This window comes from Lysobacter sp. 05T417 (assembly GCF_056396405.1).
The window spans coordinates 483,716-504,538 of the sequence record NZ_JBFTLK010000002.1 but is presented as its reverse complement, the minus strand read 5'-3'; the positions used below and the strand labels follow the sequence as shown (position 1 = coordinate 504,538).

At 68.2% G+C, this 20,823-nt stretch carries 23 protein-coding genes; 13 read left to right on the top strand and 10 right to left on the bottom strand.

Annotation, left to right across the window (positions count from 1 at the left end; all coding sequences use genetic code 11):
• Positions 1–144 precede the first annotated feature (144 nt).
• From AC1DER_RS05635 to AC1DER_RS05615, 5 genes are all read left to right on the top strand, one after another.
• Positions 145–1,341: a sensor histidine kinase gene (locus tag AC1DER_RS05635; protein WP_441815066.1), complete on the top strand. Its 1,197-nt coding sequence runs from the start codon at positions 145–147 to the stop codon at positions 1,339–1,341.
• Entirely contained in the window at positions 1,338–1,979 is a 642-nt protein-coding gene (locus AC1DER_RS05630) for a response regulator (protein WP_158734139.1), read from the top strand. The genes AC1DER_RS05635 and AC1DER_RS05630 overlap by 4 nt, the downstream gene beginning before the upstream one ends.
• A 185-nt stretch (positions 1,980–2,164) precedes the next feature.
• Positions 2,165–3,241, top strand: coding sequence for a polyketide cyclase (locus AC1DER_RS05625; RefSeq protein ID WP_441815065.1), 1,077 nt, complete (start codon positions 2,165–2,167; stop codon positions 3,239–3,241).
• Between the two features lie 158 nt (positions 3,242–3,399).
• Positions 3,400–3,765, top strand: a complete 366-nt coding sequence (locus AC1DER_RS05620; protein WP_477248175.1) for a DUF423 domain-containing protein — start codon at positions 3,400–3,402, stop codon at positions 3,763–3,765.
• A 115-nt stretch (positions 3,766–3,880) separates the two neighbouring features.
• On the top strand, positions 3,881–4,279 hold the full coding sequence (locus tag AC1DER_RS05615) for a hypothetical protein (RefSeq protein WP_477248173.1): 399 nt from the start codon (positions 3,881–3,883) through the stop codon (positions 4,277–4,279).
• A 27-nt stretch (positions 4,280–4,306) separates the two neighbouring features.
• On the opposite strand, the gene AC1DER_RS05610 is transcribed toward AC1DER_RS05615, so the two are convergent.
• The 3 genes from AC1DER_RS05610 to AC1DER_RS05600 form a co-directional block, all read right to left on the bottom strand.
• The gene (locus AC1DER_RS05610) at positions 4,307–5,107 is read right to left on the bottom strand and encodes a M15 family metallopeptidase (RefSeq protein ID WP_477248171.1); all 801 of its coding nucleotides are present in this window, start codon (positions 5,105–5,107) and stop codon (positions 4,307–4,309) included.
• A gap of 88 nt (positions 5,108–5,195) precedes the next feature.
• Positions 5,196–5,375 carry a DUF4177 domain-containing protein gene (locus AC1DER_RS05605; RefSeq protein ID WP_441815061.1) on the bottom strand — a complete coding sequence of 60 codons (180 nt, stop codon included), beginning with the start codon at positions 5,373–5,375 and terminating at the stop codon, positions 5,196–5,198.
• A gap of 68 nt (positions 5,376–5,443) precedes the next feature.
• Positions 5,444–6,385, bottom strand: coding sequence for a hypothetical protein (locus AC1DER_RS05600; RefSeq protein WP_477248169.1), 942 nt, complete (start codon positions 6,383–6,385; stop codon positions 5,444–5,446).
• Between the two features lie 147 nt (positions 6,386–6,532).
• Here AC1DER_RS05600 and purT point away from each other — a divergent pair, with 147 nt between their 5' ends.
• Positions 6,533–7,732 (top strand): formate-dependent phosphoribosylglycinamide formyltransferase, encoded by a 1,200-nt coding sequence (gene purT / locus AC1DER_RS05595; RefSeq protein ID WP_441815059.1) that lies wholly within the window; start codon positions 6,533–6,535, stop codon positions 7,730–7,732.
• A 22-nt stretch (positions 7,733–7,754) separates the two neighbouring features.
• Positions 7,755–8,168 carry a hypothetical protein gene (locus tag AC1DER_RS05590; protein WP_477248167.1) on the top strand — a complete coding sequence of 138 codons (414 nt, stop codon included), beginning with the start codon at positions 7,755–7,757 and terminating at the stop codon, positions 8,166–8,168.
• A 46-nt stretch (positions 8,169–8,214) separates the two neighbouring features.
• On the opposite strand, the gene AC1DER_RS05585 is transcribed toward AC1DER_RS05590, so the two are convergent.
• Entirely contained in the window at positions 8,215–9,450 is a 1,236-nt protein-coding gene (locus tag AC1DER_RS05585; RefSeq protein ID WP_477248165.1) for an endonuclease/exonuclease/phosphatase family protein, read from the bottom strand.
• A gap of 42 nt (positions 9,451–9,492) precedes the next feature.
• Complete coding sequence (locus AC1DER_RS05580; protein ID WP_441815056.1) at positions 9,493–10,233, bottom strand: arginyltransferase; 741 nt, start codon at positions 10,231–10,233, stop codon at positions 9,493–9,495.
• 140 nt (positions 10,234–10,373) lie between these two features.
• Between AC1DER_RS05580 and AC1DER_RS05575 the strand changes: the two genes are divergently transcribed.
• Positions 10,374–11,015: an EF-hand domain-containing protein gene (locus tag AC1DER_RS05575; protein WP_477248163.1), complete on the top strand. Its 642-nt coding sequence runs from the start codon at positions 10,374–10,376 to the stop codon at positions 11,013–11,015.
• Positions 11,016–11,296: 281 nt separating this feature from the next.
• Here AC1DER_RS05575 and AC1DER_RS05570 read toward each other — a convergent pair whose 3' ends face one another.
• The 3 genes from AC1DER_RS05570 to AC1DER_RS05560 all read right to left on the bottom strand — a co-directional run bounded on the left by AC1DER_RS05570 (position 11,297) and on the right by AC1DER_RS05560 (position 13,758).
• Entirely contained in the window at positions 11,297–12,136 is an 840-nt protein-coding gene (locus tag AC1DER_RS05570; RefSeq protein ID WP_477357733.1) for a hypothetical protein, read from the bottom strand.
• 7 nt (positions 12,137–12,143) lie between these two features.
• A complete protein-coding gene (gene tesB / locus AC1DER_RS05565) occupies positions 12,144–13,055 on the bottom strand; it encodes an acyl-CoA thioesterase II (RefSeq protein ID WP_477248159.1) in 912 nt (303 codons plus the stop codon).
• A gap of 130 nt (positions 13,056–13,185) precedes the next feature.
• Positions 13,186–13,758 (bottom strand): N-acetylmuramoyl-L-alanine amidase, encoded by a 573-nt coding sequence (locus AC1DER_RS05560; RefSeq protein ID WP_477248157.1) that lies wholly within the window; start codon positions 13,756–13,758, stop codon positions 13,186–13,188.
• Between the two features lie 153 nt (positions 13,759–13,911).
• Between AC1DER_RS05560 and AC1DER_RS05555 the strand changes: the two genes are divergently transcribed.
• The 5 genes from AC1DER_RS05555 to AC1DER_RS05535 all read left to right on the top strand — a co-directional run bounded on the left by AC1DER_RS05555 (position 13,912) and on the right by AC1DER_RS05535 (position 18,503).
• Positions 13,912–14,412 carry an MOSC domain-containing protein gene (locus AC1DER_RS05555; protein ID WP_477248155.1) on the top strand — a complete coding sequence of 167 codons (501 nt, stop codon included), beginning with the start codon at positions 13,912–13,914 and terminating at the stop codon, positions 14,410–14,412.
• Positions 14,413–14,446: 34 nt separating this feature from the next.
• Entirely contained in the window at positions 14,447–14,977 is a 531-nt protein-coding gene (locus AC1DER_RS05550; RefSeq protein ID WP_441815050.1) for a hypothetical protein, read from the top strand.
• Positions 14,978–14,980: 3 nt separating this feature from the next.
• A complete protein-coding gene (gene rlmKL / locus AC1DER_RS05545; protein ID WP_477248153.1) occupies positions 14,981–17,143 on the top strand; it encodes a bifunctional 23S rRNA (guanine(2069)-N(7))-methyltransferase RlmK/23S rRNA (guanine(2445)-N(2))-methyltransferase RlmL in 2,163 nt (720 codons plus the stop codon).
• 11 nt (positions 17,144–17,154) lie between these two features.
• A complete protein-coding gene (locus AC1DER_RS05540; protein ID WP_477248151.1) occupies positions 17,155–17,520 on the top strand; it encodes a hypothetical protein in 366 nt (121 codons plus the stop codon).
• 119 nt (positions 17,521–17,639) lie between these two features.
• Entirely contained in the window at positions 17,640–18,503 is an 864-nt protein-coding gene (locus AC1DER_RS05535) for a pirin family protein (RefSeq protein WP_477248149.1), read from the top strand.
• 705 nt (positions 18,504–19,208) lie between these two features.
• Here AC1DER_RS05535 and aqpZ read toward each other — a convergent pair.
• Together aqpZ and AC1DER_RS05525 are read right to left on the bottom strand one after the other, a co-directional pair.
• Positions 19,209–19,928 (bottom strand): aquaporin Z, encoded by a 720-nt coding sequence (gene aqpZ, locus AC1DER_RS05530; protein ID WP_441815046.1) that lies wholly within the window; start codon positions 19,926–19,928, stop codon positions 19,209–19,211.
• A 273-nt stretch (positions 19,929–20,201) separates the two neighbouring features.
• Positions 20,202–20,657, bottom strand: a complete 456-nt coding sequence (locus AC1DER_RS05525) for a hypothetical protein (protein WP_477357730.1) — start codon at positions 20,655–20,657, stop codon at positions 20,202–20,204.
• Positions 20,658–20,823 lie beyond the last annotated feature (166 nt).

The window sequence follows — 20,823 nt, the reverse complement described above, 5'->3', positions numbered from 1 at the left end:
CCGGGGCGGGTGCCGGTCCCGTCGGTCGGAATGCCTGCCCCGGTCCATGCCCCACCGGCTCCGACTCACCTCGATTTCGCCCGGATTGCTCCAGCATGACTTTCGGACGGCTCCCCAGGCCCTTGATGCAGTTAGCATGCCGACATGCTTGCCCGCCTGAATCACACCCGACTGCTGCGCTACGCAGGCCTGTTCACCTGGGGCGCGGTAGGGCTCTGGCTGCTCAACGTCTGGCTCGATCCGACCCTGCTCGCACCGGACGCCGAAGGCCCGCCGACGCTGCAGGTGCTGCGCTGGCTTTCGGTCTACCTCACCTTCGGCGCGGTGTACTGGTGGATCACGCGCCAGCTTGGCCAGCGCCGCCCCGGCGTGGTCGACCACGGCCTGCTGCTGGTCCTGACCGCCTGCGCCATCGGCGTGGGTTACTTCTCCGGCACCGGCCTGGGCAGCATCCTGCTGATGGTCGTGGCCGGCCTGCTGCCGTGGCTGATGCCGGTCCGCTTCGGCCTGGTCTGGCTGATCTGCGGCAACGTGGCGATCATCCCGGTGTTCGTCGGCGCCCTGGATTTCCCGCCGATCCTGGCGGTGCTGCAGTCGCTGGCGTACATGGGCTTTTCCAGCCTGGTGTTCGTGACCGCCCTGGTCGCCCGCCAGCAGGCCGAGGCGCGCGAGGAGCAGCGCCGCCTCAACGCCGAACTTCGCGCCACCCGTGCGCTGCTGGGCGAGAGCGTGCGCGTCAACGAGCGCACCCGCATCTCGCGCGAGCTGCACGACCTGCTCGGCCATCACCTGACCGCGCTGAGCCTGAACCTGGAAGTCGCCGGGCACCTGTCCGAAGGCCGGGTCAAGGAACACGTGCAGCAGGCCCACACGCTGGCGCGCCTGCTGTTGACCGACGTGCGCGAGGCGGTAAGCCAGCTGCGCGAAGGCGGCGCCATCGACCTGGGCGCGGCGCTGCTGCCGCTGGCCGAGAACGTGCCCGCGATCGACATCCACATGGACATCGAGACGCCGCTGACCCTGGACGATCCCGAGCGCGCCCACGTGCTGCTGCGCTGCACCCAGGAAATCATCACCAACGCGGTGCGCCATGCCGGCGCCCGCAATCTGTGGATCAACGCCGGCCGCCGCAGCGATTGCATCGTGATGAGCGCGCGCGACGATGGCCATGGTGCGGACACTTTCGTCGCCGGCAACGGCTTGCGCGGCATGCGCGAGCGGCTGCAGCAGCATGGCGGCGACCTCAGAATCGAAACCCGGCCGGAAGCAGGCTTCTGCCTGCACCTGACATTGCCGGCCTCGGCGGCCGCGGCCGCTGCCTGTGAAGGAGCCATCGCATGATCCGTGTGTTGATAGTCGACGACCAGACCCTGGTGCGGCAGGGCGTTCGTTCCCTGCTCTCGCTGGCCGAGGGGATCGAAGTGGTGGGCGAGGCCGGCGACGGTCGCCATGCGGTGGAAGTGATTCCGCAGATCAAGCCCGACGTGGTCCTGATGGACATGCGCATGCCGGTGATGTCGGGGCTGGAGGCATTGCAGGCGCTGGCGCGCACCAACAGCCTGCCGCCGACGATCATCCTGACCACCTTCGATGACGACCAGCTGGTGCTGGCCGGCCTCAAGGCCGGCGCCAAGGGCTACCTGCTCAAGGATGTCTCGCTGGAGCAGCTGGTCAGCGCGATCCAGGCCGTGGCCGACGGCGGCTCGCTGATGCAGCCGGCGGTGACCCAGCGCCTGCTGTCGGGGCTGGAGCACATGCGCAACGATTTCGTCAGCCTCGACCGGCCCGATCCGCTGACCGAGCGCGAGACCGAGATCCTGCGCCTGATGGCCGGCGGTTTCTCCAACAAGGAGATCGCAAATTCGCTGGGCGTGGCCGAGGGCACGATCAAGAACCACGTCTCCAACATCCTGTCCAAGCTGGGCGTGCGCGACCGCACCCGTGCCGTGCTGAAGGCGTTCGAGCTGCAGCTGGTCTGAGGCTGGCCCGCCGGACCGCGCGGGGCGGGCCCCGGCCCGGCCCGCGGACCGGCCATCTGGCGGGGTTGATGGCCCCGCCAGGGCGCTTTTGTGTTGCTGCCGTCCTACACCGCTCGCGGCTTCCTTGATACGATTGCGGGTCTGTGTCCCGGTCCGACCGGGTGCCGGCCCTCGGAGAAACCTGAATGACCCGTCTGATCGAGATTTTGATTTCCTTGGCGATTGTCGCCGCGCTGTTCCTCATCGTAGGCATCGCGCTGCCGTCAAGCCGTCATTTGCAGCACTCGGTTGAAACCAACCGCAAAGTTACGATTGTGTTCGACACCCTCAACAGCCTGCGCCGCTTCAAGGACTGGAACCCGCTGGTCCTGCGCGATCCGAAGATGCAGTTGAAGTTCTCCGGCCCGGAAGCCGGCGTCGGCGCCCGCATGGACTACGACTCCAAGGAGAAGGGTCTGCGCCAGGGCAGCTGGGAAATCACCGAGAGCATCCCGGGCAAGCGCATTGGCTATGCCCTGACCGACATCGAGCCGGGCAAGAACAAGCGCACCGTGTTCACGCTCAAGCCGACCGGCCGCGGTGGTCGTAACGTCGAGATCTCGCAGACCTACGACGTCGACTACGGCTGGAACCTGATCGGTCGTTATGCTGGCCTGTACGTCAGCAGCAACGTCGGCGAAGACATGAAGATGGGCCTGGGCCGCCTGAGCAACATGCTCGCCGCCGTGCCGAACTACGACTACGCCGAGCTGAGCAAGGACGATCCGGCCAAGGCGCCGAAGCTGTTCGACCGTCCGGCCGAGAACCTGCTGGTCGTGACCGCCGCCGTCGAGCGCACCAACGACAAGGTGATGGGCCAGATCAACAGCAACATGGAGTGGATCAAGAAGGTCATGGCCGCCAACGGTCTTGAGCCGGCCGGTCCGGTCCGCATCGTCACCAACGAGTTCGGTGCCGAGATGTACTCCTTCGATGTCGCACAGCCGGTCCGCAAGGTCGGTTCGACCGATGAGACCGCCAAGCTCGACATCAAGGTCGAGGGTCCGGTCGTGGCGGTCTACAGCGAGCCGGCGAAGGTCGCGATGGTGCCGTCGTTCAAGGGCCACATGGCCAACCTGGCCAAGGTGCGCGACGCGCTGCGCGGTTGGGCGCTGACCCACGGTTACGAGACTGTCGAACGCCCGTATGAGTCGTGGAAGGGCGGCATCGCTGCCGGCTTCACCGAAGACGGCGAGTACGACGTGTACTGGGCTGTGAAGTAAGACTCGCTCCACTCGCAGCTGATTTGAATCACAACGCGCCGCGGATTTCCGCGGCGCGTTTTGTTTTGGGCGCGAGGGGCGAGGGGCGGGACGTTGCTCCTGCCCGTCGCGCCACGCGCGGCTGATATCGTGACGGGGCACCCCCATCCACTACCCGAATGACCGCTCAGTCCCCCGTGTTGTCCATCCGCCTTCTGACGGCCTGCGGCGCTGTCCTGGCCGCCGTGTCCGTCGCCTTGTCGGCTTACGCCGCGCACGCGGTCGATCCCGCCGCGCAACATCGGCTGTACGCCGCGGCGCTGTTCGCCTTCGGTCATGGCATCGCCGTGGCCGTGCTGGCGTCGCAACTGCGCAGGCGTCTGGCGGTCGTGGCGGTCGCGATGCTGTTGCTGGGGACCTTGCTGTTCTCGGGCAGCCTGGCCGCGGCCGCGGTGTTCGGCACGCGCACGGTACTGGCGCCGTTTGGCGGCACGCTGATGATCCTGGCGTGGTTGCTGTATGCGGCCGATGCCTTGAGGCGCTGAAGGTGCGGCGCCCTGCGGGCTGACCCCCGGGCCGCCGCCCGGCCGGCCACATCAAGATCGTCTTGACACGGGTTGCGGGAAGATCGGCCGTCCATGCCGATCAGGGAGGTGTGCCATGCAAGTACGCGACCGTAACGCTCCGACCAGGTGGAAGGTGGTGGCGTCCTGGGTGCTGTTGTTCGCATCCGCCATCGCGCTGGCCAGCCCCTCCAACAAGTGGCGCATCCAGGTCAGCAGCGATGCCGACAGCGATGGCGTGGTGGTGTTTCGCATTTCCCCGGTTAAGGAAGCCGCCATCGATGTCACGGTCGCCGTGCCCAAGGACGCCGGCGAGAACCATGTCGCCAAGCTCATCCGCGACGCGATGCGCGCCAAGCTCGGCGACGCTTACCGCGTCGAAGTCGATGACGGCGAGGATGTGCTGGTCAAGAAGCGCCTGGGCGACGCCAACTTCGATCTGACCATCGTCCAGAAGACGGTCTCGGGCGTTCGCATCTCACTCGACAAGGAGTAGCGGGCTTCAAGGCGTAACGGCCCGCGCTCAAGTCGTCTCGAAACGCCAGTGCCAGGGCTCGTAGACGATGCCGTGCGGGTTGTCGCGCGGGTAGCTCATCACGAAACCATAGCCTTTGCCGTACTCGCGCAGCCAGGCAAAGGCGGTCGTGTTCTCGAACGATTCCTCGGCCGGCGGCTCGTCGGGTGCGCCGATGTCCAGCGCCAGGCCGGAATGGTGTTCGCTGTAGCCAGGCGCGGCATTCACGCTGAGGATCTCCTCGACGCTGAGGCCGCGGGCGAGCTTGCGTTCGAAAATGCCCAACTGGTAGTCGTGGCTGCGGTAGCCGGAAATCGCCTCGAGCACCACGCCATCGCGCTGCGCCGCGTCGCGCAGGTGCGACCAGGCGCGCGCTGCCTCCACGTGCAGCCACAGTGGCCGGCGATAGCGGTCGAAGCCGGCGAAGGTGAGCCAGTCGGGTTCGGCAACCAGGGCCAGGCCAGTGCGTTCGCCGTACTCGCCATCCAGGCCGAGCACGTGCATGCGCTCTTCCAGGCGGTCCAGCGGCAGTTCGCGGACGTGTTCGATGCCGGCGCGCAGGTGCGCGGGCGGGGCGTCGATGGCGTCGAGTGCGGCGTCCAGGCCGGGTTCGCGCCGCAGGTGCGGGATCAGCGCCAGCAGACCTTCGGGCAGATCGACGGCGAGGTACTGACCGTCGCGCTTGCGTCGCAGCACATGGCGGGCGCGGGACAGCGCGCGGGCATCGAAGTTGCTGCGCGCGCGCAACAGGCCGCCGGGCCAGAGTTCGATTTCCGGCGTGTTGATCAGGATTCGGGGCTGGCCGCGCATGCCGGAAAGGTTAGCGGCCCGGGACGGTCGATGCCACGCCTTGCCCCTGAACTGCCCACGGGAGGGCTTCAGCCGCCGGGGGCACGGGTCAGGCCGGCTTCTTGAGCACGGCCCGCAGGTGGTCGAACGGCGTCACCGCCATCACCGAGACCAGCTCCCAGCCGTCTTCGCCGAGGCGGTTGAGCTCTTCCTGCAGGCGTTCGCTGACGGCAGGGCCGAGCATCCTCGGCGCGATTTCCACGACTTCGTAGGTCCAGCGTTGGCTCATGGCGGGGTCCTCATCGAAAAGCGGTGCGGCATGGGGTGGGGCAGCAGCGTGATTCTGACCGGCGTGATTCAATCCGGAGTGATGCGGTACAGCGGCGCCGGGATGAACTCGCCGGTGGCGTAGAGATGCCGGCCGTCGGCGCTCCATGCCAGGGCCTCGGCCTGGGGCAGCCAGGGCAGCGGATCGAAGCGCGGCGCACGCGCCACCGTCTGGCCCCAGTCCTCGTTGGCATGGCGCGGATACAGCAGCAGCCAGCGATAGGTCATCACCGCCAGGGTGCGACCGTCAGGCGAAATGTCGGCGGCCGTGACCTGGCTGTCCAGGCGCGCGCGCTGCGGATTGCGCCGCAGTGCAGTCGCGTCGGCTTGCGGGACACCGGCCAGGTTGCCCAGCTTCTGCGCGGTCTGCATCGCCGTCCCGCGCGGATGCAGCGGCAGCGAGAACAGCTCCGGCGGTTGCCGCCGCTTGGAGATCAGCAGAATCCGGCGGTTGGCTGCATCCACGGCGACCGCCTCGCAGTCGCGCGCACCGTCGGGCCAGCGGAACGCGATCGACCAGGCAGGTCGCAGGCGCGCGTTCTCGATCCGCGACGGTTCTTCGACGATGTGCAACTGCAGGCTGCGGCGCAGGCCGCCGTTGTCGCCGGTGTCGGCGATCAGCAGGTAGCTGCGCCCGTCGAGCTCGAAGGAGGCCATGTCCTCCCAGTCGGTCTTGGTCACGCCTTCCACGCGCAATGTCGCCAGTCGCGTGCCGCCGGTGCTGACCGCGAACAGGCGCTCGGGATTGCCGCCATCGTCGAGCATCCACAGCACGTTGGGGTGGCGGCGCGATGCCGCCACGCCACTGATCTCATCGAGTTGCGGATCGAGCATCACGCCGGCGAGATGGGTGCCGCGGCCTTCGTCGACCGCCTCCGGCGTGTCGTCGGCGCAGCCGGCCACGGCCATCGCGCAGGCGAGGGCGAGCACGAATCCTTGCGCGGCTGCGGAGGCGGGGGCGGGGCCGGACATCGGCACAGGATGGCATGCGTTTTGCGACCCGACAAAGGCGGCGGCGACAAACTGCGAACTGCCAAGCGTTCGCCCATTGCCGGATGCGTGAAGACCTTTTCCCCTTGTCCCCATAAACTGAGCGCCTGCCCTCCGCCCGGACCCCACATGATCACCCTCGGCACGCCCCTGTCCCCGCATGCATTTCGCGTGCTCCTGCTCGGTTCGGGCGAACTCGGCAAGGAAGTGGCGATCGAACTGCAGCGTTATGGCGTGGAGGTCATCGCAGCCGACCGTTACGCCGATGCCCCGGCGATGCAGGTCGCACATCGCAGCCACGTGCTGGACATGCTCGACGGCGGCGCGGTGCGCGCGCTGATCGCGCTGGAGCGGCCGCACCTGATCGTGCCGGAGATCGAAGCGATCCATACCCAGACCCTGGTCGACCTCGAGCGCGAGTTCGGCGAACGCGGCACCCAGACACGGGTGATTCCGACGGCGCGTGCGGCGCGCCTGACCATGGACCGCGAGGGCATCCGCCGCCTCGCCGCCGAGACGCTGGCGCTGCCGACCTCGCCCTACAAGTTCGTCGATACCCTCGAGGACTACCGCGCCGCCGTCGCCGCGATCGGCCTACCGTGCGTGGTCAAGCCGGTGATGTCGTCCTCGGGCAAGGGCCAGAGCCTGGTGCGCGACGCCGACAGCATCGACAAGGCCTGGGAGTACGCGCAGACCGGCGGCCGCGCCGGAGCCGGCCGCGTGATCGTGGAAGGCTTCATCGACTTCGACTACGAGATCACCCTGCTGACCGTGCGCCACGTTGGCGGAACCACTTTCTGCGCGCCGATCGGGCACCTGCAGCGCGATGGCGACTACCGCGAGAGCTGGCAGCCGCAGCCGATGTCGACCAAGGCGCTGGCGCGCGCGCAGGGCATCGCCCGCAGCATCACCGACGACCTCGGCGGCTGGGGCGTGTTCGGCGTGGAGTTGTTCGTCAAGGGTGACGAGGTCTGGTTCAGCGAGGTCTCGCCGCGCCCGCACGATACCGGCCTGGTCACGCTGGCTTCGCAGGACTTGAGCGAGTTTGCACTGCACGCGCGGGCGATTCTTGGCTTGCCGGTGCCGTCGATCCGCGAGTACGGTCCGGCCGCGTCGTGCGCCGTGCTGGCGCAGGGCCATGGCGTGCCGGTGTTCGACGGCGTCGATGCGGCGCTGGCCCAGGCCGACACGCAGTTGCGCCTGTTCGGCAAGCCGCGCGTGGAGGGCCATCGCCGCGTCGCGGTGACACTGGCGCTGGCCGAGGACATCGATACCGCACGCGAACGCGCGCGGCGCTCCGCCGCCGCCCTCCAGATCGATCTGCGCTGAACGCACCCGAGGAGCCGCGACCATGCTCGACGAAACCCAGGGTTATGCAGTGTTCCTTTATCCGCAGGCGCTGGAAGCGCTGGGCGAGGCGATCCGTCCGTACATGCACGACGGCCCCAGTGGGCCGCACGTGCTGTGCAATTCGATCGACACCGGTGGCGCGCTGATCGAGATGACGATCGAGGGCCGCACGGCCGAAGGCACAGCCATCGCGGTGGAGTTGATGGTGCCGGCCAACATGGTCCGGATGATCGTGTCGGCGCGCAGCGACGGTGTGTTCGGTTTCGGGCCGCGCGTGGTTGCGCCGCTCGGTGATGCGGTACCGGTGCCGCCGACGGCGCTGGCGTCCGCGCAGCCGTTGCATGCGCCGGTGGAGATTCCGATGCCGGCGGTGGATGCGGTCCCGCCGGTGATGGCGAAGCTGCCGAAGGCCTAGCCGCTGTGATCCCCGCGAAGGCGGGGACACCGGACGACGTTGCGCTTCAGCGCGGCGCCATTGTCACATCCACCCACACCAGGTGGTGGTCGCTGCCGTCGGCAATCGCCGCTTCCGGCAAGGAGGCGGCCGGCCAGAACACGCCACTGCCTTGCACGCCCAGTCCCACCGAGGGCAGCACGTAGTCCAGGCGCATCGTGCCGGCCTTCGGGCCGAAATCGCCGGTGGCGTGCGCCGCGGCGCCGCGACGGACGATGCCGGCCTGCGCATAGTGCGCGCCGACTTCCACCGCGCCCTCGCTGTGCGGCGTGGTATAGCGCACCACGCGCGGGTGTTCGAGCAGTTCGACGATGGCCTCGTGGTGGCCGTCGCCATCGGCCGGGTCGTTGTTGAGGTCGCCGGCAATCACGAAGCGTGCGTCCGCGGGCAGGCCGCCGCAGCGGCCCTTGTCGTCGCACAACCAGGGTGCGCTGGCTGACGACAGGTACTCACGCCACAGACGGATCTCGTCTGCGTTGCGCACGCCGTTGCGGTCCTCAGGGCCGTCGAACACCGGCGGCGTCGGGTGCGACACCAGGAAGTGCACGACACCGTTGGGCGTGCGCACCGGCACGTCCCAATGCGACTTCGACGACAGCCGCAGCTGCGACCAGGTCGAGGCCGGATACCAGGGCTTGCCGTTGGCCGGGTTGCGCGGTTGCGTCGCGCCCGGCATCGCGCTCCATTTCAGCAGCTGGAACGTGCGCGCCTGTTCGGCGTCGATCGGGTAGCGCGACAGCACCAGCATGCCGTACTGGCCCGGGTGCAGGCCGTAGCCCCAGGCGTCGTTGCCGCGGTTGCGGCCGCTGCCGCCGGCTTCGCCGTTGCCGTCCAGGTCCAGGCCGCTGGGCACGCCGGTGTTGACCGGGGCCAGGTAGCGGTACGGGTACTTCAGCGCTTCGCCGCCGCCGGGCTGGGCGACTTCGAGATAGTCGTGCTGGAACAGGTCGGCGGCTGCGCCCTGGGCGTCGTAGTCGAACTCGTTGAGCAGCACCAGGTCGGGGCGCACGCGCTGCAGCACCGCGGCAATCTTGCGCGCGCCGGGGTCGCTGGCCTGCAGGCGGCGAATCAGCCCGCCGTCCTGGTCGTCATAGAGAGATGTGTTGTAGGTCGCCACCCGCAGGGTCGTGTCGCTGCTCATCGATCTTGCCCATGCTTGCGGGTCGCCTTTGATGTTCACCTGCGTGCACGCGGCAAGCAGCGACAGGGAGGCGCAAATGAGGAGGTAGGGGAGTCTGGTCATCGCGCGATGATGTCACGCCTGCGCGCAGCGGCAATGACAGGATCAGGGCACCGGCAGGTCGTGCCAGTCGCGGCCGTCGAAGGCCTCCAGCGGGCGGAAGCGCTGCTTGTAGTCCATCTTCGGATGGCTCTGGATCCAGTAGCCCAGGTAGAGGTGGCGGCGACGCTCGCGGCGCGCCCATTCCAGTTGCCGCAGGATCGCCAGGGTGCCCAGGCCGCGGTCTGCCTGGTCGGGGTCGTAGAAGGTGTAGACCGCCGACAGCGCTGCCTCGGTGACGTCGGTGACGGCCACTGCCAGCAGCTTGCCGGGGCCATGGCTGGACGCTTCGCGCAGCTCCAGGAAGCGGCCTTCGCTCCAGGTGCCGATCAGGAACTGGTCGAACTCGGTGGCGCCGTGGCCGTCCATGCCACCGCCGGCGTGACGGGCGGCCAGGTAGCGGCGGTACAGGGCCAGTTGCTCGGCGGTGCGCTGGGTCGGCAGCACCCGCATCTCGACGCCGGCATTGCGGGCCAGGCAGCGGCGCTGGCTGCGATCGGGGACGAAGCGGTCGACCGGGATGCGCACCGCCACACAGGCGCGGCAGCCGGCGCAGTGCGGGCGGTAGACGATGTCGCCGGAGCGGCGGAATCCCCAGCCCAGTGCGTGCGGGTACCACTGGCGCAGGCGCGGGTCGCGCGGGTCGAGCACCAGGTCGCGGGCGATGCGCTCGGGCCAGTAGCCACAGGCATGCTCGCCGGTGTGGAACAGGCGGAGATCGTCGCTGTCCTGCGGTTCGGTGCCCATGGCGCCAGCATAGCGCCGTGGCGCGTGAGGAAAATGCTGTCGTGCGACTGAACGCGGCCCGCTTGCTGTCAACCGCGACGGGCCGAGGGCGTTGATCTGCTCATCGGCGCCAACCGACGCCGTCCGCAGGAGTCTTATCCATGAAACACCGTAATTCCCTGTCCGCGCTGCTCGTCGTCGCCATCGCCGCCGTGGTTGCCGGCGGCTCCGCGCTGGCCGCGACCCAGGCCAGCGACGCCACCCGCGCCGGCCGTGCGAAGCTCGACGTCAACAACGATGGTGTGATCGATCGCAACGAGGCCGCCGCCAGTGCGCGCCTTGCCGGCAAGTTCGATCAGCTCGACAGCAATCACGATGGCAAGCTCGACGCGTCCGAGCGCCCGCACCGGGGTGGCCATGGCCGTCACGGTGGCATGGGCGGCGGCATGGGCGGGTTGATCGATTCCGACAAGGACGGCGACGGCCGCATCAGCAAGGCCGAGGCGGCGTCGATGCCGTGGCTGGTCAAGGATTTCGATGCCATCGACCGCAACCGCGACGGGTTCGTGGTCCGCAGTGAGCTGCGCAGTTATCACGAGAAGATGCGTCCGCAGCGCGAGGCCGAGGAGGCCAGGCGGGCCGAGGAGCGGTTCGCCGAGGCCGATCTCAATCACGACGGCAAGCTGAGCAAGCTGGAAGTCAGCGAGAAAATGCCGCGATTAAGCCGGGGCTTCGCGTTCATGGACGAGGATCGTGATGGCTATCTGACCCGGGACGATCTCAAGCCGATGTCGCGTCGTTGAACCTTTCGCGCCAGGCGCGGTCGATCCAGTCACAACAACGCGCTTGGCTGTATGCAAATCCCCCCTACCCGTGCCGGGTCTCCGCGGCGCGGGTTTTTTTTGGGGCGCGGGACATCCATGTCCCGCTGCTGCGCAATCCCCGACCCGGCGGACGACGCTCCAGCAATTCATTGCCCGGTCTTCGTCTGCAAACTGTCATTCCCGCGAAGGCGGGAACCCAGCGCCTCTCCGCCGTCATTCCCGCGAAGGCGGGAATCCATGGACGTTCATCTGGTACTTGGTTACATCGCCACGTGCTTGATCGTGCGCACGACCTTCCAGCCGCCTTCGACCTGCTGCACTTCCAGCGTCTTGTAGGAGGCCGACATGCGGTGGTGGTAGGCGTTGCACTCGAGCACGCCGGTGATGGCGCCGTTGTTGGCGGTGTCGCGCTTTTGCGGGCGGAAATTCCGCACGTCGATGATCAGGGCCGGAGCGCCGGTGGCGCGCAGCTGGCTGCCGATTTCGTCATCGGCAACGCGCACGCATTCGGACTTCGCCACCACGCGGCGGTGGGGTTGCTGCATCGCAGTCACCAGCGTTGCCGGTGCGTCCTTGCCGTCGACGCCCAGGCACAGCACGTCCAGGCGCGCTTTCGGCAGTTCCTGGGCGAAAACCGCCGCGGCCAGCGGTTGCGGGATCGCTGCGGTGGAGCCGTCGAGCGGGTGTTCCTTGAGGGCTTCGTTGGCGATGTCCAGGTTGACCGCGTGCATGATCACCAGGCCGCCGATGATGATGATGCCCGCCATCAGCACCAGCTTGATCCGCAGCATCCGCGATTGCTGTGCCGACTTGCCCGGCGCCTGCGCCTCGAACCGGAAGCTGGGGCCGGTGAAGCTCTCGCGCGTGCTCTCGAGCAGGCCGGCCTCGCGCAGGATCTCGCGCGCACGGACCTGGTCGTCCGAACGCACCACCCACACGGCCGGCTTCGGGCCTTCGGGTTCGCTGTAGCTGAAGGTGCCGCGGCGGCCGCCCTTGTACGAGCGGCCGTTGGTGATGCGTACTTCGATGTTTGCCTCGCGCATCATCTCCGCGACGCGTTCGACGTTTTCCAGGCGCTGGCTGCTGAATACCTGTCTCATCGGCCGCTCAACCCTTGGCCGGGACGTGCGCGGCCGCGGCCGCGTCGCGGACGACGCGGATCAGGCCTTCCTGCGCGGTGCTGGCGACCAGGCGGCCTTCGCGGTCGAAGATCTGGCCACGGGCGAGGCCGCGGCTGCTTTGCACGCTGGGGCTGTCGATCGAGTACAGCAGCCATTCGTCGGCACGGAACGGGCGGTGGAACCACAGGGCGTGGTCGAGCGAGGCCATCTGCACGTTCGGCTGGTAGTAGCTGATGCCGTGCGGGAAGGTCGCCGTGCCCAGCAGGTGGAAGTCGGAGGCGTAGGCGAGCAGGGCGCGATGCAGTTCCGGGGCGTCGCCGACGCGCTCGCTCAGGCGGAACCAGACGTGCTGGTAGGGCGGTCGCTTGGGCGGGTTGAGTTCGTCGCGCGGGTAGACGTGGCGGAATTCGAATGGGCCCATCCGCGACAGCCAGCGCTGGACCTTGGTCGGCAGCGTTGCCATCACGTGCTCGGGCACCGGGGGCGCCGGGGCGATGTCCTCGGGCTTGGGCACTTCGGGCATCGTCAGCTGGTGCTCGACGGCCTCTTCGTCCTGCTGGAACGAGGCGGCCATGAAGAAGATCACTTCGCCGTGCTGGATCGCGGTGATCCGCCGCACCGAGAAGCTGCCGCCGTCGCGGGTGCGGTCGATCTGGTAGACGATCGGCGCGGCAATGTCGCCGGCGCGCAGGAAGTAGGCATGCAGGGAGTGGGCGCCGCGCGGTTGTTCCATCGTGGCCTGTGCCGCCGAGAGCGCCTGGCCCAGGACCTGGCCGCCGAAGACGTACTTGGTGCCGATGTCGCGGCTCTGGCCGCGGAACAGGTTGTCCTCCAGGCGCTCGAGCGAGAGCAGTTCGACCAGCTCGGGAACGACTTGCTCGGAGGCGGGTGAAGTCATTGCGCGGGAAGCTCGTGGGACGCGGATCGGAAGTATACGAGATGGGCTCCTGGATCCCTGTTGGCCCGTGCCTCCGGAAGGGCGCGGTGATCGACGCTTCGGCGATTCATTGCCCGTAGTCGGTTTCAGACTACGGAATCCGCTCCAGGTCCACCGCCGCCATGACCTGCGGCCACGGGAACTGCGGGCCGGGGTCGAGCTTGCGCTGCACCTGCACCGACGGGTCATCGCTGGCAGGGACCGTGGTGGTGTCCAGGTCCTCATGGCCGGCGATCAGGCGCAGCACGGGCAGGGTGGCCCGAAGGTGTCGCAGCAGGGCGACCAGTGCGTCGATCTGCTCGGGGGTGTAGCGCTCGCCCATGGCCTGGTGGTGCGCCGCCAGCCAGTCCGGGTAGCGGCCGCGGTTGACCAGTTCGATGCCGATGGCGCGCGGGTTGTAGCCGCGCACGTGGTGGGCGACGCGGTCGAGGGCGACGAACTGGTGCAGGCTGCCGTCGCGGTCGATGTAGTAATGGCCGCTGTTGCCGGTCTGCGAGCCCTCGTACAGCACTTCCTCGCCGAAGCGGCGCGCCATCGCCAGGTCCGGCAGCTCGGTGCAATGGATCACCACCAGGTCGATCTGGTCGAGCGCACGCACGTCCAGTCGGTCCTGGTAGGGCAGGGGGGAGAAGGCGATCGGCGGGGCCGTCAGGTCGGGCAACATGGGGCCGGATGCTACCATTCGCCCCCGCCCGGCCTTGCTCGCCGCCGGCCTCCGACGACCAGCCGACCAACGATGCGGCGTCGAGCCTCCCGGATCGCGCGCCCCAGGCGCCGGCCCGGACAGACCATCGCCAGGACTGCACGGATCCCCGTCATGAAGCTTCCTCCCGCCGACTCCGAGCTCGGCAAATTGATGGCCATGCTGCCGCGCCAGGGCCGGGTCGAATGGATCGGCCTGCGACCGCGGCGCGAAGTCGCGATGGAGCCCGTCGCGCAGGTGATCGCCACCTCCGGCGCCGGCCTCTCGGGCGACCGGTACAGCGGTGGCAGCGGGAAGCGTGGCATCACCCTGATCCAGGCCGAGCATCTGCCGGTGATCGCGGCGCTGTCCGGCCACGCCTCGGTGGCGCCGGCCACGCTGCGCCGCAACCTGGTCGTCTCCGGGGTGCCGCTGGTGGCGCTCAAGGGCCGCCGCTTCCGCATCGGCGAGGTGCTGCTGGAAGGCACCGAGGATTGCGATCCGTGCTCGCGCATGGAGGCCGCGCTCGGTCCCGGTGGCTACAACGCGATGCGCGGCCACGGCGGACTGTGCGCACGCATCCTCGACGGCGGCACGATCCAGATCGGCGACGCCGTCGTCGCACTCCATGATTGAAACGGCACGAACGAACCGGCACCACAGGAACTCCATGAGCACGCGCGGACATTGCATCCTTTCCCACGGTTTCGAGAGCGGGCCGGACGCGACCAAGGTCACCGCGCTGGCGGACGTCGCCGAGCGCCTGGGCTGGAGCCATGAGCGGCCCGACTTCACCGCCTTCGATGCGCGCCGCGACATCAGCGACCTGGGCGACGTGCCCAACCGCCTGCAGCGCCTGCTCGAGCTGGCGCGCGCTGCGGCTACGCGCGGCCCGGTGGTGCTGGCCGGCTCGAGCCTGGGCGCCTACATCTCGGGCCTGGTGTCGCTGCAGGTGCCGACCGCCGGCCTCTTCCTGATGGCGCCCCCGATCAAGATGGGGCCTGCGCCGCGGCTGGAGGCGGCCGCCGTGCCGACCTCGATCATCCACGGCTGGCACGATGAACTGATCCCGGCCAGCGCCGTCGTCGCCTGGGCGCAGGAGCGTGGTTCGCGCCTGCTGCTGGTCAATGATGGCCATCGTTTGTCCGAGCACGTCGACGCCAGCGCCGACGCCTTCGCCTCCCTGCTGTCGGTGCTGTAAGTCATGAAATTCTTCGCAAGCTGCGGCAAGGGCCTGGAATACCTGCTCGCCGACGAACTGGTCGCGCTGGGATGCACGCGCGCGACCGCGGCCATGGCCGGCGCCAACGTCGAAGGCAGCGCGCTCGATGCGCAGCGCGCCGTGCTGTGGTCGCGCCTGGCCAGCCGCGTGTTGTGGCCGATCGCCGAATTCGACTGCCCCGACGAGCACGCGCTGTATGCCGGCGTCGCCGCGATCGACTGGCCGCAGCACCTGGGCCCGGGCGACACGGTCGCGGTCGATGCACATGTGTCGGGCGATGCGATCACGCATGCGCGCTATGCCGCGCAGCGGGTCAAGGATGCGGTGGTCGACGTCATGCGTGCGCGCACCGGTTCGCGTCCGGACGTCGATGTCGAAGCGCCGGACCTGCGCCTGAGCCTGGTCCTGCGCAAGGGCCGCGCGATTGTCTCGATCGATCTCGGCGGCGGCCCGATGCACCGCCGTGGCTGGCGCAGCAAGCAGGGCGAAGCGCCGTTGAAGGAGAACCTCGCGGCGGCGGTGCTGCTGCGTGGCCAATGGCCGAAGGTGTACGCGGACGGCGGCTCGCTGCTCGACCCGATGTGCGGCAGCGGCACGCTGCTGATCGAAGGCGCGCTGATGGCGGCCGATGTCGCGCCGGGTTTGCAGCGGCACGGCAACGCGGTGCCGACGCGCTGGCTGGGCTTCGATGCCGGCACGTGGGGCCAGCTGGTCGACGATGCCCGTGCCCGTGAAGCCACCGGCATGAATGCGTTGCGCCCGGTGTTCTTCGGCAGCGACCTGGATCCGCACGCGATCCGTGCCGCGCAGGACAACGCGGTGCTGGCGGGACTGGCGGGCGTGATCGAGTGGCGGGTGGGTGACATCCGTTCGCTGCAGGCGCCTGGCGGCGACAAGGACCCGGCCCCGGGTTCGCGCGGCCTCGTCGTCTGCAACCCGCCCTACGACGCCCGCCTCGCCGCCGACGCCGCCCTCTACCGCGCGCTCGGCGACAACCTCAAGCGTGCCGTGCCCGACTGGCGCGCCAGCCTGCTCTGTGGCGATGCCGAGCTCGCCTTCGCCACCGGCCTGCGCGCCGGCAAGAAGTACCAGCTGTTCAACGGTGCGATCGAATGCACGCTGATCGCCTGCGACCCGATCGCACCGCCCCAGCGCGAGCGCGCCGAACAGGCGCCGGTGCTGTCGGAGGGCGCGCAGATGGTCGCCAACCGCCTGCGCAAGAACATCCGCAAGCTCAAGTCCTGGCGCGAGCGCGAACACGTCAGCTGCTACCGCGCCTACGACGCCGACCTGCCCGAGTATTCCGCGGCGATCGACGTCTACGTCACCGACGAAGCCACGCCGCGTACCTTCCTGCATGTGCAGGAGTACGCCGCGCCGGCCGACATTCCGGAGCCGGTGCAGCGCAAGCGCCTCAACGAGCTCCTCGCCGCGGCACGCGAGGTGTTTGCGGTGCCGCGCGAGAATGTCGCGCTGAAGACCCGCGCCCGCGGCAAGGGTGGCAGCAAGTACGGCCAGTTCGATTCGCGTGGCGAACTGGTCACCGTGCGCGAGGGCGATGCCCGCCTGCGCGTGAACCTGTTCGACTATCTCGACACCGGCCTGTTCCTCGATCACCGGCCGATGCGCCTGCGCATTGCCGCCGAGGCCGAGGACACCCGCTTCCTCAACCTGTTCGGTTACACCGGCGCCGCCACCGTGCATGCCGCGGTTGGCCGCGCCCGCACCACCACCACGGTCGACCTCTCGGCGACCTACCTGGAGTGGTGCGCCGACAACCTGCGCGAGAACGACTTCGGCGGCACGCGCCACCGCCTGGTCCAGGCCGATGCGCTGACCTGGCTGGAGGCGGACACGCAGCAGTACGACCTGATCTTCTGCGACCCGCCGACGTTCTCCAATTCCAAGCGCGCCGAGGACTTCGACGTGCAGGCCGAGCACGTGCGCCTGTTGCGGGCCGCGGTGGCGCGACTGGATGAGGGTGGTGTCCTGTACTTCTCCAACAACTTCCGTCGCTTCCGCCTGGATGAAGCGGCGATCGCGCAGTTCGCCAGTTGCGTCGACATCAGCGCGCAGACGATCCCGCCGGACTTCGAACGCGACTCCCGCATCCACCGCTGCTGGCGCCTTCAGCGCCTGGCCTGAGAGAGAAACGCATGCGCCAGCTGACGCTCCCGAAAGGTTCGTGGACGTTCTTCCGGCAATGGCTGCGCAATCCGGCGCGCACCGCGGCGGTCACGCCCTCGGGCCGAGACCTGGCCGCGGCGATGGTCGCCGCCTTGCCGGAGGGCGCGCGCCGGGTGATCGAGCTGGGCGGTGGCACGGGCGCGATCACGCGCGCGCTGCGTGCGGCCTTCGCCTGCCTGCGTGAAGGCGGGCGCTTCCTGCAGTTCACCTACGGCCCGCAGTCGCCGCTGGCCGCCGACGTGGCCGAGGAGCTTGGCCTGGAGGTCGAGCGCGGCGAGTTCCTGCTGCTCAATGTGCCGCCCGCCACGGTCTACGTCCTAAGCCGCCGCGGCTGACCCCAACCAAGTGCGCGACGGGCCGGCGGCGGTGTAATGGATCGTTCCATCCGCGGCGCTGGCAGCGGTCGCGCCGACCCCCGACATTGTTGCGCTGATACCCAGTTCCGGAGTTCGCCATGAGCCATATCGACACCAGCCAGGACTTCGCCCGCATCGGCCGCGTCATCCGCGGCATGCCGGCCTCCGACGGCGCCGGCGTACGCCTGACGCGGGTGATCGGCACGCCGCAGCTGGACATGCTCGATCCGTTCCTGTTGCTGGACGAGTTCGGCACCGACAAGCCCGAGGATTACCTGGCCGGCTTCCCGGACCATCCGCATCGCGGCTTCGAGACGGTCACCTACATGCTCGACGGGCGCATGCGCCACAAGGACAACCACGGCAACGAAGGTGTGCTGGTGCCCGGCAGCGTGCAGTGGATGACGGCCGGTCGCGGCCTGGTGCATTCGGAGATGCCCGAGCAGCACGAAGGTCGCATGCGCGGTTTCCAGCTGTGGGTGAACCTGCCGGCCAGCGAGAAAATGGCCGATCCGCAGTACCAGGAGTTCGCACCCGATCGCATTCCGCAGTTGCAGCCTGCACCGGGCGTCAACGTGAAGCTGATCGCCGGTCGCATCGGCGACATCGCCGGCCCGATCCAGCAGCCGGCCACCGATCCGCTCTACCTCGACATCGAGTTGGCGGCAGGTGCATCGTGGCAGTACGAGTTGCCCGACGGCCACAACGCGTTCGTCTATGCGTTCGAAGGCGAGGGCACGGTGGGCGACGGCGACGATGCACGCGCACTGTCGATGCAACAGTTGGCCGTTCTCAATGGCGGCCGCATCTTCAAGCTGCGCGCCGGCACGCACGGTGTACGCGTGATCCTGGTGGGCGGCCGTCCTCTGCGCGAGCCCGTCGCTCGCTACGGTCCGTTCGTGATGAACACGAAGGAGCAGATCATGCAGGCCTTCGTCGATTTCCAGGAAGGGCGGTTCTAACGTCGCGCGCCTGAGTTTTGCGGAGTGGCGCCGTCTCTTCGGAGAGCCGCCGTTTCGTCGGAGTGGCGGCGCCTCTTCGGAGGGGCGCCGTCCGCCGGCCCGGGGATTGCTCCGCCCCTTGGTCGGACATCCATGTCCGATGCGGGGCGCGGGACATCCATGTCCCGCTGCGGATCAATCCCCGGCCCGTCGAACGACGCTCCAGTAATTCATTGCCCGGTCTTCGGTGCCCTCACCCCGACCCCTCTCCCGTAAACGGGAGAGGGGCTCACCGTCATTCCCGCGAAGGCGGGAACCCAGCGTCGTTGTTCGTGCCCGTCATTCCCGCCTTCACGGGAATGACGGGCAACCGTTTTTCTTTTGGAACCACCTGAACTTTTCGCGGGCGTCCGGGACCGAGCTCACCGAGCGGACGCGCGAATGAGTAGGGCACGGACACCGCCCTGTATCGATGCAGCCCGAGTCCCGTCCTTGCAGCCACATCTCGCGGGCTGCGCAAGAGCACCAACACGCGAAGTCATTAAATCGACTGCAGCTTCGGGAAGGAGGGGGTGGGGTGTATTTCGCGAACGATTAACGCAGCGAAGCGGAGGTTCGCGGAACGCACCCCACCTCCTCCCCCACCGACCACCCAACCTCAGCGGCGGCGTTAAAAAGGGCCACACCGATCAGCGTGGCCCTCAAGGTTGGCAAGTACGAGGAGCCTCAGCGCTGCCCGTCGTCACCCAGCCAGCGATAGATCACGCCACCGAGCAGACCGCCTGCGATCGGCGCCACCCAGAACAGCCACAGCTGCGAAATGGCCGCCGCCCCGGCAAACACCGCAACGCCGGTCGAACGCGCCGGATTCACCGACGTGTTGGTGACCGGAATGCTGATCAAGTGGATCAACGTCAGCGCAAGACCAATGGCCAACGGCCCGAAACCGGCTGGCGCCCGCGGATGCGTCGCACCCAGGATCACCACCAGGAACATCGCCGTCATCACCACCTCGCACAGGAACGCCGCGGCCACCGAATAACCGCCCGGCGAATGCGAACCGTAACCGTTGCTGGCGAACGCCCCGGCGGCATTCGGATCGACCGCGAATGTGGCCGTGCCACTGGCGATCTGCCACAGGATGAAACCGGCGAACAGACCGCCGAGCACCTGCGCAATGATGTAGGGCAACAGATCGCGCGCCGGGAAACGACCGCCGGCCCAAAGACCGAAACTGACTGCCGGATTGAAGTGACCACCGGAAATGTGGCCAAGCGCGTATGCACCGGTCAGCACCGTCAGGCCGAACGCGAGCGCCACGCCGAGAAACCCGATGCCCAGCGGGTTGCCATCACCGCCGAAGTTGGCCGCCAGCACCGCACTGCCGCAACCGCCCAGTACCAGCCAGAACGTGCCGATGAACTCTGCCCCGAGACGCTTGATCATGCTGCCTCCAGATCCTTCCTTGCGAAACGACGGAAGCCCGGGCGCTACTGCCAACCAACCACCCGAGCGGTGCTGATGCAGTGACATGCCCGGCCGCAAGGCGGGGCCGGCCTATCTTAGGGCGCAGTTGTAGAGCCAGAGTGATGCAGGGCTGGCGATGCAGGGTCAGATTGTGGGCGCTCAGGCGTGCCCGCCCGCAGCGCAACCGGAGGTACCCGCGCGACGGACGCGCGCCTCCACGGGCCGCGGCCAGGCCGCGGCGCCTTCAGTGACCTACTTGCTGGTCAATCGCGTCGCCGGGAAGCGGATCGACTGCGCCTGCATGATCGAATTGCCCAGCTGCGTATCGCTTGCCTGCAGCCAGATGTGCGCGGTGCGCCCGTCAGGCAGCTCGATCAGCGTTTCGCGAACCTGCATGTCCGGCCGGATCGCCACTTCGCCCTTGTACCAGAACATCGTCTGGCCATCGATCACGCCGGCTTCGGCGCGGTTGCCGCGCTTGGGCGTGAACGGTGACTTGGCCGCGATGTAAAGGCCGAAAGCTTCGGAGCCATCCTCGCGCAGCGCCCGGCAGAAATCGCCGCCGCCACTGCCCTTGTACTCCCAGATCAGCCCCGAGCTTGCCGGTAGCTGTGGACACGTCCCCTGGTCTTGCGCCTGTGCGTTCGCCGCGAACATGAGCCCGGCGAGCACGGGCAAGGCCGACATACGCCATGCCGTCGTCTTCACGACTAACCCCCTGTGGTCATTGCCTAACAGCCCCAAACCCCAAAACGCCAGAACGGATTGATCAAAACGTGATCAAGTTGCCCGATCTGGACCGAACATAGTCCAGAAAACGGCACTTGACAAATAACGATCCTTAATAGGCGGGTGGCCGAACTTATGGGTCGGC

Excerpts from the sequence above, each read along its gene's own strand:
- AC1DER_RS05605 (WP_441815061.1), bottom strand. The coding sequence starts at position 5,375 with ATGAGCCAACGCTGGACCTACGAAGTCGTGGAAATCGCGCCGAGGATG.
- AC1DER_RS05550 (WP_441815050.1), top strand. The coding sequence starts at position 14,447 with ATGAGCACGCGCGGACATTGCATCCTTTCCCACGGTTTCGAGAGCGGG.
- AC1DER_RS05585 (WP_477248165.1), bottom strand. The coding sequence starts at position 9,450 with ATGACCAGACTCCCCTACCTCCTCATTTGCGCCTCCCTGTCGCTGCTT.
- AC1DER_RS05580 (WP_441815056.1), bottom strand. The coding sequence starts at position 10,233 with ATGGGCACCGAACCGCAGGACAGCGACGATCTCCGCCTGTTCCACACC.
- AC1DER_RS05630 (WP_158734139.1), top strand. The coding sequence starts at position 1,338 with ATGATCCGTGTGTTGATAGTCGACGACCAGACCCTGGTGCGGCAGGGC.
- AC1DER_RS05535 (WP_477248149.1), top strand. The coding sequence starts at position 17,640 with ATGAGCCATATCGACACCAGCCAGGACTTCGCCCGCATCGGCCGCGTC.
- AC1DER_RS05610 (WP_477248171.1), bottom strand. The coding sequence starts at position 5,107 with ATGCGCGGCCAGCCCCGAATCCTGATCAACACGCCGGAAATCGAACTC.
- tesB (WP_477248159.1), bottom strand. The coding sequence starts at position 13,055 with ATGACTTCACCCGCCTCCGAGCAAGTCGTTCCCGAGCTGGTCGAACTG.
- purT (WP_441815059.1), top strand. The coding sequence starts at position 6,533 with ATGATCACCCTCGGCACGCCCCTGTCCCCGCATGCATTTCGCGTGCTC.
- rlmKL (WP_477248153.1), top strand. The coding sequence starts at position 14,981 with ATGAAATTCTTCGCAAGCTGCGGCAAGGGCCTGGAATACCTGCTCGCC.
- AC1DER_RS05635 (WP_441815066.1), top strand. The coding sequence starts at position 145 with ATGCTTGCCCGCCTGAATCACACCCGACTGCTGCGCTACGCAGGCCTG.
- AC1DER_RS05620 (WP_477248175.1), top strand. The coding sequence starts at position 3,400 with ATGACCGCTCAGTCCCCCGTGTTGTCCATCCGCCTTCTGACGGCCTGC.
- AC1DER_RS05590 (WP_477248167.1), top strand. The coding sequence starts at position 7,755 with ATGCTCGACGAAACCCAGGGTTATGCAGTGTTCCTTTATCCGCAGGCG.
- AC1DER_RS05600 (WP_477248169.1), bottom strand. The coding sequence starts at position 6,385 with ATGTCCGGCCCCGCCCCCGCCTCCGCAGCCGCGCAAGGATTCGTGCTC.
- AC1DER_RS05575 (WP_477248163.1), top strand. The coding sequence starts at position 10,374 with ATGAAACACCGTAATTCCCTGTCCGCGCTGCTCGTCGTCGCCATCGCC.
- AC1DER_RS05615 (WP_477248173.1), top strand. The coding sequence starts at position 3,881 with ATGCAAGTACGCGACCGTAACGCTCCGACCAGGTGGAAGGTGGTGGCG.
- AC1DER_RS05555 (WP_477248155.1), top strand. The coding sequence starts at position 13,912 with ATGAAGCTTCCTCCCGCCGACTCCGAGCTCGGCAAATTGATGGCCATG.
- AC1DER_RS05625 (WP_441815065.1), top strand. The coding sequence starts at position 2,165 with ATGACCCGTCTGATCGAGATTTTGATTTCCTTGGCGATTGTCGCCGCG.
- AC1DER_RS05560 (WP_477248157.1), bottom strand. The coding sequence starts at position 13,758 with ATGTTGCCCGACCTGACGGCCCCGCCGATCGCCTTCTCCCCCCTGCCC.
- AC1DER_RS05540 (WP_477248151.1), top strand. The coding sequence starts at position 17,155 with ATGCGCCAGCTGACGCTCCCGAAAGGTTCGTGGACGTTCTTCCGGCAA.
- AC1DER_RS05570 (WP_477357733.1), bottom strand. The coding sequence starts at position 12,136 with ATGAGACAGGTATTCAGCAGCCAGCGCCTGGAAAACGTCGAACGCGTC.
- aqpZ (WP_441815046.1), bottom strand. The coding sequence starts at position 19,928 with ATGATCAAGCGTCTCGGGGCAGAGTTCATCGGCACGTTCTGGCTGGTA.